Raw genomic sequence first — 10,792 nt, 5'->3', positions numbered from 1 at the left:
ATGCCTTTGAGGATGAGCTTGCCGCCCCAGCGCTCTTTTACCCAGGCCACGTCGGCCCAGCTCAGGCGCGGATCGAACTGCTCGTTGGTCCAGGCCGACAGCGAGCGCATGTCGCTCACGCCCTTCACGTGCCCCACCAGGGGGGGGGGGATGGTTCAGAACAGGTGCAGCAGGCCCACGGCCAGCAGGCTGCCCTTGGTGTCGGGTTGGCTCACGGTCTTGACTTTGTAGGACTGGTAGCCGGCGTAGGCGGTGGTGCGCTTGGACAGGGCGTAGTAGGCGGTCAGGCCGTACCCGGTGCGCTCCTGTTCGGTGGCGCTGACGACGGCGGTGCGGCCGTAGACCCCGTTGCCGGGGGTGCTGCTGATGGTGCCGGTGGAGCGGGCCACGCCACCCGACAGGGTGAGCTGCGGGGTGACGGGCACGTCGGCCCCCAGGTGCCATTCGTTGTTGGAATGGTTGTCCTGGGCCACGCGGCCGTAGGCCGCCAGCAGCTTGGCGGAGCCGAAGTCGTAGGTGGCGGTGCCCCGGGTGAACTTCAGCGCCGAGTCGTTGCCGGTCGGTTTCTCGGTCTGGTAACCCAGGCCCAGCATCAGCGGACCTTGCGCGTACTTCAGGCTCAGGCTGGTGATGCTGCCAGCGTCCTGGCTGGCGTTCTTGTTTTCACCGAAGCCGTAGGTGACCGCGCCGGTCAGGCCGCCCACGGTGGGCGTGATGTAGGTGACGCCGTTGTTCACGTAGTCGCTGAAACGGCGGCTGATGACCACGTTGTTGGCGGCCGACAGGTTGCCGTTTTTCGCGGAGAAGCCGGCACCGTTGATGTGGTCGTACGCCGACACGGCACGGCCGGCCTGGATCTCGCCGAAAGCGCCGGAGAGGCCGACCCAGACTTCGCGGCCGAACAGCATGCCCGGCTCACCCGGTTCGCCGGTGTCCATCTTGAAGCCACCTTCCATGACGAAGTTGGCTTTCAGGCCGCCGCCCAGGTCTTCTGTGCCGCGAAAGCCGATCTTGCTCTCGTAGTTGGTGCCGCTGGTGACGCCAGTTTGGCGCTGGTCACCGCTTTTCGACGAGGTGAGGGCCAAGTCGGCCGTGCCGTAGACGGTCAGAGACGATTGGGCATGTGCGCCGGCCACGGTGGCCAGCAGGGCAAGGGTCAGGGCGGTTTTTTTCATGAAACACTCCAAGGGGAGGGGGTGGAACACAGGGGTGGAAAAATAGGGGGTGGTCATCGACATGGATCAGCCGAAGACCGTCACACCGACGACGGTGGCGGTGGCCAGACCGATCAACACCGGAGGGGTCAGCACGCGCACCAGTTCGAGCACGGAGACGCGGGCGAAGCCGGCCACCGCGATCAGGGACGACCAGGCGATCAGCGTGCCGCCGCCGGTCCAAATGGCGCCCATTTGGCCAATGGCGGCCAGTGTGGCGGCATCGACGCTGGAGACCGGGCCCATGGCGCCGGCCAGTGCGCCGGTCAGGGGCAGGCCGGAGAAGCCGGAGCCGTCCACGCCGGTGATCATCCCGACGATCAGCAGACCAAAGCCCACGAAGAACTGGTTGTGCGGAATCCAGTTCTGTGCGCCGCTGACCAGATCGAACAGGAGGCTGGGCGTCTGGTTGGCCGCGGTCCCCACGATGGCCGCGGCGGTTTCGCTGGCCCCCAGGAAGAAGAAACCGGCGATCGGCAGCACCGAACCCATGGCACGGAAGGCGAAGACAAAACCTTCGGTGATGTGGTTGGCGCTTTCTTCCAGCATCGCTTTCGGGCCGTGGTAGGCCGCCGTGCACAGCAGCATCAGCAGGGCGGCGGCACCGCCGACCAGCGACGCGCCCGCACCCCCCTTGAGGTCTTGCAGGGGAATGCCCAGCTTGGGCAGCACCATGACGGTGATGATGGCGAGGAACACGACCGGGGTGACGATGGCGAAGACGCGGGCCCATTTCTGGCGGCGTTCGTCCACGCTGTTGATGGCGCGGCGCAGGTCCTGGCCGGTCACCGGTTGCTCTTCGCGGCCGGTGCCTTTGGCGATTTCGATCTTGTGCGAGGTGCCTTCCGACTCGAACTCAGCGTTCTCGTTCTGGCTCAGGTTTTGCCAACGGGCCAGCAGTTCGGGGCTGGCGGCCTTGAATTTGCCGCGCTGGAACAGGTAGACCAGCACCAGGGCCACCACACCGGTGATCAGCGACAAGACCAGGGCCCGGTCGGCGATCAGGTCGGCGGCCACACCGGCGGCCTTGGCGCTGATGCCAGGGGCCACGCCAATGACGTAATCCGACGACAAGGCCATGCCTTGACCGGCGATGGCGATGACGGCGGCGCCCACCAGCGGCGGCAGACCGGCGGCGATGGCGGCCGGCAGGAGCACGGCGCAGACCAGCGGCACGGCCGGTGTCGGCCAAAAGAACAGCGAGATCAGGTAGGTGATCAGGCCCAGGATCAGGTAGGACGTGGTGCCGTTCTTCATGAGGTAGCGGAACGGCTTGACCATGAGGATGTCCGATTGCAAGGACTTGAGCGAGTTGAGCAGTGCGGTCATCAGGGCAATGACCAGGAAGATGTTGAACAGCTCCTTGGCCGCGACCAGGCTGGCACCGAAGATGCCGCCGATGGCGCTGAGGGGGCTGCCTGTCCAGGCGAACACGACCAGGAAGGTCGCGGCGATGGAGGGCACGAGCACGTTGGCTCGGAACATCATCGTGACGATGATGGTGACCACGCCGATCAGGTAAAACCAGTGGGCCGCGGTGAGTGTGACGGTGGAATCCATTTCAGTTACCCATGGGGTTGAAGGTCCGGCGCAGGGCCGGGGCAAAGTTGCGGGAGCGTGTGACCGAAGTCGTGTTCAAGTTGGTGTGCGCGGGACGCCCGTTGGCGTGGTGTTTCATTTCATGGGCTCCCCCTCGTGAAGCGTGTGTCCTCTCCCCTGGCGTCTGCTCTTTGTTGGTGCATACACAGATCCTTTCTCCTTCTCACTCGTTGTACTCAAATGGTATACAACATACTAAATGAGTGAACTCGGTGTTTTCCCTGGGCGTAAATGCATTATTTTGGTGCAAATCGCCCTGGTTTTTGCAGGTCTTTGGGCCGAAACCCTGATGAAGACTACTTTACGTATACAGTATGCATATAGTGTGCCAAGTGCCCGTGTGCCGTTGGCGGTGTTTCGGTGGGGTGTCTGGCGTTTGGGTGTGCGGCAGTGGGCAATCCTCAGAGGGTGCCTGACACATGACGTGCTTTATGGATACTGTATACAATTAGAGCTACCGTGGATCGATGGCGCTTGCAAGCGGCGGTCCGCAATCCAGAACCCAAGCAGGAGTGCGCATGACCTCGATATCCTTGGACCCCGCCTGGGGCGTGAGCAGTGACACGGCCATGGTGGCCACCGGGCACCCCCTGGCTGCCCAGGTGGCCCGTGGCATGCTGCAACGCGGTGGCAGTGCGGTCGATGCGGCGATCGCCGCGGACGCCGTGCTGGGGGTGGTGGAGCCCATGGCCACGGGCATTGGCGGTGATGTCTTGGCGATGCTGGTGCCGCCTGGGCAGGCGCCGGTCAGTTACAACGGCACCGGCCGGTCGCCCGGTTTGCTCACGGCCGCGGCCTGGCAAGATCTGCCCCACCACAAAATTCCCGAACGGCACCCCTTGTCGGTGACCGTGCCGGGGGTGGTGCAGGCCTGGCACGACCTGCATGCCCGCTACGGGGTCTTGCCCTGGGCCGAACTGCTGGCTCCCGCGATTGCCGTGGCCCGGGACGGCTTTGCCGTGGCCCCGGTGGCCGCCCGTGAATGGGCGTTGTTCGAGCCCGTGTTGCGGCAGGACCCGCACACGGCTCGCCTGTACCGGGCAGGCGCTGTGCCAAGGGCGGGAGAGCGGTACGCCAATCCCGAACTGGCTGCGGTGTTGACGGCGGTGGCACATGAGGGTCCGGCCGCCTTTTATCTGGGGGCGCCGGCTCGGGCGGCAGCCCAGGCGGTGCAGCACATGGGCGGGGTGTTGGCGGAGGCCGATTTCGCGGCCCACAACGGACACTTTGCCGAGCCGGTGGCCGGTCAATTCCGAGGTTGGACCGTGCTGGAGTGTCCGCCCAACACCCATGGGGTGGCGGTGTTGCATGCGCTGGCGGCGCTGGAGGGGCAGTCTCTGGACAAAGGGGATCCGCAGACCACCGTGGCCATGGCCGATGCCATGCGGGCCGCCCTGAAGGTGGCCAAGGAAACCGTCGCCGACCCGGCAGGGAACACGGTGTGCACCGTGGTGGTGGACCGCAACGGATTCGCCATCACCCTGATGAGCAGCGTGTTCAAGCGTTTCGGCTCGGGCATTGCGGCCGTGGGTCAGGGTTTTGTGCTGCAGAACCGAGGTTTCGGTTTTTCGGTGCCGGGGCACATCAATGGGCCCGGGCCGGCCAAGCGGCCCTACCACACGGTGGTGCCGGCCGCTGTGCTCCAGGATGGTGCATTCCGCGCCTGTCTGGGCGTGGTGGGTGGGGCCATGCAGCCCCAGGGCCATGTGCAACTGATCACCCGCCTGGCGGCCTGGGGCGAACCGGTGCAGGCGGCCATCGATGCACCGCGTTGGCGCCTGGAGTCCGATCGGGACCTGGCCGTGGAGGCCGGCACCCCGGTCGCGATTGAGGCGGCCCTGCGCGCGGCAGGTTACAGCGAGCCCGCGGGTTTGGGGGAGTTGGGGGGACGCAGCGACTTCGGCGGTGCGCAGGTGGTCTTGCGACTGCCCGATGGCCGGTTGGTGGGGGGCTCCGACACACGCAAGGATGGCATGGCCCTGGCCGCCTGAGTTTTTCACACACGATTGCACACCATGGCCTTGAAAATTTACGGCATCGCCGCGTCCCGTGCCTTCCGTCCCCTCTGGGCGGCCGAGGAGTTGGGCATTCCCTATGAACATGTGCGGCTGCATTACAACGACCCGAGCCTGAAAGAGGCGCCGTTTCGGGGCATCAATCCCAACGGCACGGTGCCCGCCATCGACGATGGGGGGCTGGTGCTGTTCGAGTCGCTGGCCACCACCTTGCACCTGGCCCGCACGCGGCCCGAGGGTGGTCTGTGGCCGGCCGACGAGGCAGGGCATTCGCAGGTCTTGCAATGGACTTTGTGGGCGGCGACCGAGGCTGAACCGCTGGCCCGGCAGTGGTTCCACCACACCACCTTTCTGCCGCCCGAGGCGCGCCGCCCGGAATTGGCCGAAGCCGCCCTGGGCCAGCTGCAGGCGCGGCTGCGCGTGCTCGACGAACACCTGGCCCGACAGCCCCATCTGGTGGGGGAGCACTTCACGGTGGCCGACCTGAACGTCGCGGCGGTGCTGCAGCGCCTGGCCGACCTGGGGGGCGAGGCCTGTCACCATGCCATGGCCTGGCACCGGCGCTGCTGGAGCCGCCCGGCGGCGCAGCGTGCGCTGGCCTTGCGCCAAGCCGCCTGAGCCCTGGGTTCGGGTTTTTCCTCCGCCACCAGCTCCTTCCCCGCCATGGACCGTTCCAGACGCCACCCGCAGCCGCGCCTGCACCGTGTCGAGGCCACGCCCGGCGCCAGCCACTCGCCGCTGACCATGCTCGTCGTGGAAAAAATGCGGGCCCGCATTCTGGACGGCTCTCTGTCGCCGGGGCAGCGGCTGGTGGAGGGGCGCATGTCCGCCGAATTCGATGTGTCCCGCATCCCGGTGCGCGAAGCACTGCGGCAGCTCGCGGCGGAAGGGTTGGTCACGATCGAGCCCCGCCGCGGGGCCAGCGTGAGCTGCTTCAGCACGGAGCAGGTGCGCGATCTGGTCGAGGTGCGGGCGAACCTGGAGGCCTTGAACGCCAAGCTGGCGGCCCGGCGCACCGATCCGGATACGCGGGCCCAGTTGCGTGCTTTGCTGGAACAGGGCAATCGCCTGGCCGAGTTGCAGAACCTGGAGGCCTTGGCCGAGTTCAACCACCAGTTCCACGACGTGGTGGGGCGTGCCGCGGGCAATTCGGTGTTGCAGGAGGTGATGCGTTCGTTGCGCGATCGCACCCTTCTGCTGTTCACCCCTTACAACCGGTCACGCTGCCTGCAGAACTGGGAAGACCACGCGGCCATCCTGCGGGCGGTGCTCAACAACGATGCGGAGCTGGCGTCGGTGTTGGCCCTGGGCCATGTGTACAACGCCGCCGAAATGGAGCCCTGATTTTCCCTGAGAGCGGGCTGCATGCAAAACGGGCCCGTCGTGGCCCGTTTTGCTGCAAGGCAGGTCCCTGTTCAGGTCAGCAGTGCCGAATGCAGCATCTTGGCCGCCAAGACAAACAGGAAGCCGGCAAACACCCGCTTGAGCGTGGCCACCGGGAGGCGGGCGGCGAGGCGGGCCCCCACCGGCGCCATCAGCACGCTGGGCACCAGCACACCGAGCAGGGCCGGCAAGTAGATGAAACCCAGACTGCCCGGGGGCAGACCCAGTGCGCTGCGGCCGCTGACGAAAAACGCCACCGTGCCCACCACCGCAATCGGCAGGCCGATGGCGGCCGAGGTGCCCACGGCGCGGTGCATGTTGACGTTGCACCAGGTCATGAACGGCACCGACAGAAAACCGCCCCCCGCGCCCACCAGCTGCGACAGGGTGCTGATCACGGTGCCCACCCCCATCAGGCCCAAGGCGCCGGGCAGGGCGCGGCTGGGCTTGGGCTTGGCGTTGAGGAACATCTGCAGGGCGGAGTAGGTCACGAACACCGCGAACACCAGGGCCAGGGTCGAGGTGCCCAGGTGTTTGGCCAGCCAGCCCCCCACCACGCCCCCGGCGACGATGCCCGGTGCAATGCCGCGCACGATGGACCAGTCCACGTTGCCTTTGCCGTGGTGGGTGCGGGCGCTGGAGATCGAGGTGAAGACGATCGTTGTCAACGAGGTGCCCAGGGCCAGGTGCAGGAGGGTGCCGCGGTCAAAGCCCTGGAGTTCGAACAACCAGGTGAGCAGCGGGACATAAAGCATGCCGCCCCCGATGCCGAGGAGTCCGGCGGCAAAGCCACCGACGATGCCCAGGCCCAGGTAAGCGGGCAACCAGGGGAGGAGTTCCAGGCTCAGCATGTGCACGCTCCTGGGTGGGGGTGGATGCCGGATGTGCGGGTCGGCACGGGGTGTGAAAGGGTGAGTGTGGACATTCGTTATCCTTGGGTACCAATAGAATCATTCGTGCGGCGCTCCGTCCGCGCTCCGGCAGCCTCGACACCCTGCACCACGCCATGGCACAAGACAACAAGGCCCCGACCCTGGGGGCAAACCATTCGCCCTTGACCGAGCTGGTGATGACCGCCTTGCGCGAGCGCATCCTCTCGGGCGAGGTGCCACCGGGCGAGCGCCTGGTCGAAGGCAAGCTTTCGGAGGAGTTGGGCGTGTCGCGCATGCCGGTGCGGGAGGCCTTGCGCCAGTTGGCGGCCGAGGGGCTGGTGACCATCGAACCGCGGCGCGGTGCGTCGGTCACCAGTTTCAGTCCGCAGCAGATGCGCGAACTTGTCGAGGTGCGGGCCACCCTGGAGGGGCTCAACGCCAAGCTGGCGGCCCAGCGGCACGACGACCGCCAGATCGCCGACATGCAGCGCATCCTCGACGAAGGTGCGCGCGCCGCCGCCAGCACCGACGACGCCCAGATGCTGCGCCTGAACCAGGAGTTCCACGACACCCTGGGCAACATCGCGGCCAACTCCATCTTGCGCGACATCATGCGTTCGCTGCGCGACCGCACCGCCTTGCTGTTTACCCCGATCAACCGCAACCGGGGGCCGCAGAACTGGGACGAGCATGCGGCCATTCTGCGTGCCGTCATCAACGGCGATGCCGAACTGGCCTCGCTGCTGGCGATGCGCCACGTCTACAACGCGGCCCAGATGGAGCCCTGATCTGGGCCGCCTGGTGTGGGGCCGGTGCGTCATGCCTGGGCTTGCAGGGTTTGCCAGGCCAGACCGGCCAGGGCCACGTCTTCCAGACCGACGCCGACCGATTTGTACAGGGTGATGTCCCGGTCGTTTTGCCGGCCCGGGACGGCCCCGGTCACCAGGTCGCCCAGTTCCACCACGCGCGCGGGGTCGATCAGTCCCGGGGCGGCGAGCACCAGATCACCGGCCTCGCGCAGGGTTTGCGTGCGCCACTCCACCGCGATGAGCGCCGCCCGCCCCAGGGCCCGGTCGTCCAGCTCTCGGGTGTGGGGCAGGCTGGAGCCGATGGCGGCCACGAAGCAGCCGGGCGCCAACTGGTCGCCCCCGAAGAGTGGGGTGGTCGAGCGCGAAGCTGTGACTACGATGTCGGCCCCGTCCACCGCCTCGTCCGCGCCGCACAGGCGCACTTCGGTCTGGCACTGCCGGCCCAGTTCCTCGGCCAGGCCGGCGGGGGCGTAAGGGTCGCACACGCGGATCTCGTCCAGCGCGTAGGCCTGGGCCATTTGCAGCGCATGGGCCTTGCCCTGGACACCGGCCCCGAACAAGGCCAGGCGGCGCGATTGCGGACGGGCCAGGTGGCGGGCCGCGATCAGGCTGCAGGCCGCGGTGCGCAGGCGGGTGATGGCGCCCGCATCGAAGGTGGCTAGGGCGCGGCCGTCTTCGCTGGAAAACAGCACGATCACAAAGGTGAACTGCCCCTGGATGGTGGTGTAGACCTTGGCGCCGGCCACCCCCAGTTCGGGGATCACGGCGCCCAGGGTCGAGAGCTTGACCCCGTCGGCCTCGGTGCGGATGCGTTCCTGCATCGCGGCCCGGTGCTGGCCGAAGCTGCGGAACGCGTCGAGCAAAACCCGCTGTGCGTCGGCCGGGCTGACGGCCGCATCGATCATCGCGTCGGTGATGTGTTGCATATGGACTCCATCGGATTGAAAAACGTCACCACAGGCCGGCCTGGTGGGCGGTCTGTGCCAGCACCCCGAGGGCACCGAAGGTGGCCAAGCCCAACAGCACGGGGCGCAGTGCCGCCTTGTGCATGCGCGCTTTGAGGTGGCTGGAGCCCGCAAAGCCGGCCACCATCCAGGGGGCGAGCAGCAGGCTGAGCCAGAATTCCTGTGCCCCCATGCGTCCGACCCCGGCCAGGGCCACCAGGGACACCGCCGCACCCACGAAAAACACCGCACCCAGCGTGCCGCGCAGGCGGTGGGCGGGCAGGTGCTGCATGGCGATGGCAAATGGCGGGGCGCCGGCCGAGGTGATGGTGCCCATCAGCCCCGAGGCGACGCCCGCCAGGGCGGTGTTGCGTCCGCTGTGTGCCAGCTGCCAGCCTTTCAGGCTGAGCCCCACGCCCAGCAGAATGAGACCGGCGAACAGCAGCGACAAAGTCTGCACCGACAGCCAGGCCATGCACCAGGCGGCCAGCCCGGTGCCGGCCAAACGGCCGGCGATGGCCTGGCCCGCCGTGGCCCACTCGATGGCCCGGAACTCGCGCACGCCGGTCATCAAGGCCAGGGGGCAACCCAGGGCCAGCAAGGGGCCGGGCACGAGTTCGGGAAACAGCAGTGCGGCGATCGGGGCGCAGAACATGGCGAAGCCCAGACCGCTGACGCCTTGCAGACAGGCCCCGGTCATCACCATGAGTCCCATGGCCACGTAAGTGCCCCCGCTCAGTCCCCAGGCGGTCAGGCCGGATGCCTCGGCAAGCATGGCGTCACCAGGACACGGCCACGTCGCCGCGCAGGAAGGTCTGACACGCCATGCGGTAGCCCTCGGCCAACTGGGCCTCGCTCAGGTGTTTGCGCTCCTTGGCCTTGACCTCGTCGGTCTGGTCCTGGCCGCGTTCGATACGGCACTTGCAGGTGCCGCAGAGGCCCCCGCCGCACTTGAACGGAATGCCCCCCTTTTCCCGCAGCGAGACCCGCAGCAGGTTGCTGTTTTCGGGGGCGGTGACGGTTTTGTGGTCGTTGGTGATGAAGGTGACCTGGATCATGCTGTGTGACCGGTGTGTTGGTTGAACAAGGCCGCCGCACGGGGCAGCAGCTGGGCGTATGCGTCGCCCGGAGGGCTCAGGTGCTGAAGCTCGCGCCGCGCCCCTTCCAAGGTCGCGAATTTCTCCAGAAATTTGCTGGGCACCAGGTTCACGGTCACCGGCTCGGTTTCGTCCACCAGCCGCACCCGGGTGGGTGCGCCGATCTGGGCGATCAAAAAACTCGCCCGCAGCCGTCCGTAGAAGACGAAGTCGTGTGCTTCGATGGGTTGGAGGTCGGGGCCCGGTTCCGTGCGGAACTGGCCGGGTTTGGTGGTCAGGATCACATACATGGCGAAACAACTCCAGAGCGGGGTGGGTTCAGTCTTGCTGCAGTTCGATGTCGTGCTCGATCCACAGCTGGCAGGCCAGGCGGTAGCCCTCGTTCAGGCGGTCGCCCAATTGCTTCTTTTCCTTCCAGTTCGGCGGCGGCAGATGCTCGGCGCCGTCGAGCACGCGGATGGCGCATTTGGCGCATTTGCCCATGCCACATTCGTACTGCAGGTTCGGGTAGGGGAACTGCTTGATGCCGGCGCGGACCACGAGGTTGGTGTTCGGCTTGACTTCGTCCTGGAAGGACTGGCCAAACTTGTGCAAGGTGACGACGGGCATGGTGTGGGGTCCGTGTGCGGGTGTTGTGGAAGGCTTTTATGTATACTGTATACCAACAAACCGCTCAAGTCAAAGCCATCAAAAATTTTTCTGCGAGAGGATTCTTGGGTCGGTTTAGAGAAATTCTCCAAGGGATGTTTGACAAGCGCCGGTTTGTTGGTATATTGTATACCGAACGTGGTCATGGAAACACACACCGACTGCGTCCGATTCCGCCCCCCCCCTTTTTTTTTGAAGGAGCCAAAGATGA

The 10,792-nt window shown here is 66.4% G+C and carries 13 protein-coding genes and 1 pseudogene; 5 read left to right on the top strand and 9 right to left on the bottom strand.

Annotated elements, in window-relative coordinates:
- From CON77_RS08675 to CON77_RS08665, 3 genes and pseudogenes are all read right to left on the bottom strand, one after another.
- A pseudogene (locus CON77_RS08675) lies at nucleotides 1-140 on the bottom strand (alpha-hydroxy-acid oxidizing protein); the annotation flags it as partial.
- A gap of 15 nt (nucleotides 141-155) precedes the next feature.
- Nucleotides 156-1,175, bottom strand: a complete 1,020-nt coding sequence (locus tag CON77_RS08670; RefSeq protein ID WP_157826886.1) for a porin — start codon at nucleotides 1,173-1,175, stop codon at nucleotides 156-158.
- 66 nt (nucleotides 1,176-1,241) lie between these two features.
- Nucleotides 1,242-2,774 carry a hypothetical protein gene (locus CON77_RS08665; RefSeq protein ID WP_101048760.1) on the bottom strand — a complete coding sequence of 511 codons (1,533 nt, stop codon included), beginning with the start codon at nucleotides 2,772-2,774 and terminating at the stop codon, nucleotides 1,242-1,244.
- 557 nt (nucleotides 2,775-3,331) lie between these two features.
- Between CON77_RS08665 and CON77_RS08660 the strand changes: the two genes are divergently transcribed.
- Genes CON77_RS08660 through CON77_RS08650 form a run of 3 tightly spaced genes read left to right on the top strand, consistent with a single transcriptional unit; the run spans nucleotide 3,332 to nucleotide 6,172 of the window.
- Nucleotides 3,332-4,804, top strand: coding sequence for a gamma-glutamyltransferase family protein (locus tag CON77_RS08660; RefSeq protein ID WP_101048763.1), 1,473 nt, complete (start codon nucleotides 3,332-3,334; stop codon nucleotides 4,802-4,804).
- Nucleotides 4,805-4,828: 24 nt separating this feature from the next.
- Nucleotides 4,829-5,446: a glutathione S-transferase family protein gene (locus CON77_RS08655; protein ID WP_101048759.1), complete on the top strand. Its 618-nt coding sequence runs from the start codon at nucleotides 4,829-4,831 to the stop codon at nucleotides 5,444-5,446.
- A 45-nt stretch (nucleotides 5,447-5,491) separates the two neighbouring features.
- Nucleotides 5,492-6,172 carry a GntR family transcriptional regulator gene (locus CON77_RS08650; protein ID WP_101048758.1) on the top strand — a complete coding sequence of 227 codons (681 nt, stop codon included), beginning with the start codon at nucleotides 5,492-5,494 and terminating at the stop codon, nucleotides 6,170-6,172.
- Nucleotides 6,173-6,243: 71 nt separating this feature from the next.
- On the opposite strand, the gene CON77_RS08645 is transcribed toward CON77_RS08650, so the two are convergent.
- On the bottom strand, nucleotides 6,244-7,062 hold the full coding sequence (locus CON77_RS08645) for a sulfite exporter TauE/SafE family protein (protein ID WP_101048757.1): 819 nt from the start codon (nucleotides 7,060-7,062) through the stop codon (nucleotides 6,244-6,246).
- Nucleotides 7,063-7,217: 155 nt separating this feature from the next.
- On the opposite strand from CON77_RS08645, the gene CON77_RS08640 reads away from it, so the two are divergent.
- Entirely contained in the window at nucleotides 7,218-7,871 is a 654-nt protein-coding gene (locus CON77_RS08640) for a GntR family transcriptional regulator (RefSeq protein ID WP_101048756.1), read from the top strand.
- A 29-nt stretch (nucleotides 7,872-7,900) separates the two neighbouring features.
- Here the strand turns inward: CON77_RS08640 and CON77_RS08635 are convergent, their stop codons facing one another.
- From CON77_RS08635 to CON77_RS08615, 5 genes are read right to left on the bottom strand one after another with little or no spacing between them, the layout of a single operon-like run.
- Nucleotides 7,901-8,818 carry an ornithine cyclodeaminase family protein gene (locus tag CON77_RS08635; protein WP_101048755.1) on the bottom strand — a complete coding sequence of 306 codons (918 nt, stop codon included), beginning with the start codon at nucleotides 8,816-8,818 and terminating at the stop codon, nucleotides 7,901-7,903.
- Nucleotides 8,819-8,843: 25 nt separating this feature from the next.
- Nucleotides 8,844-9,611 (bottom strand): sulfite exporter TauE/SafE family protein, encoded by a 768-nt coding sequence (locus CON77_RS08630; RefSeq protein WP_232788460.1) that lies wholly within the window; start codon nucleotides 9,609-9,611, stop codon nucleotides 8,844-8,846.
- 4 nt (nucleotides 9,612-9,615) lie between these two features.
- Entirely contained in the window at nucleotides 9,616-9,894 is a 279-nt protein-coding gene (locus CON77_RS08625) for a 2Fe-2S iron-sulfur cluster-binding protein (RefSeq protein WP_101048754.1), read from the bottom strand.
- The gene (locus CON77_RS08620; protein ID WP_232788459.1) at nucleotides 9,891-10,223 is read right to left on the bottom strand and encodes a ferredoxin; all 333 of its coding nucleotides are present in this window, start codon (nucleotides 10,221-10,223) and stop codon (nucleotides 9,891-9,893) included. Before CON77_RS08620 ends, CON77_RS08625 begins: the two co-directional genes overlap by 4 nt.
- Nucleotides 10,224-10,251: 28 nt before the next feature.
- Nucleotides 10,252-10,542 (bottom strand): 2Fe-2S iron-sulfur cluster-binding protein, encoded by a 291-nt coding sequence (locus CON77_RS08615; protein ID WP_101048753.1) that lies wholly within the window; start codon nucleotides 10,540-10,542, stop codon nucleotides 10,252-10,254.
- A gap of 38 nt (nucleotides 10,543-10,580) precedes the next feature.
- Here CON77_RS08615 and CON77_RS15540 point away from each other — a divergent pair.
- Nucleotides 10,581-10,792 (top strand): hypothetical protein (locus tag CON77_RS15540; RefSeq protein WP_232788458.1); only part of this gene is annotated, 212 nt, incomplete at its 3' end.

The sequence above is a fragment of the Macromonas nakdongensis genome (genome assembly GCF_002837145.1).
Taxonomy (GTDB): domain Bacteria; phylum Pseudomonadota; class Gammaproteobacteria; order Burkholderiales; family Burkholderiaceae_C; genus Macromonas_B; species Macromonas_B nakdongensis.
This window is presented reverse-complemented; position numbering and strand designations above follow the sequence as displayed.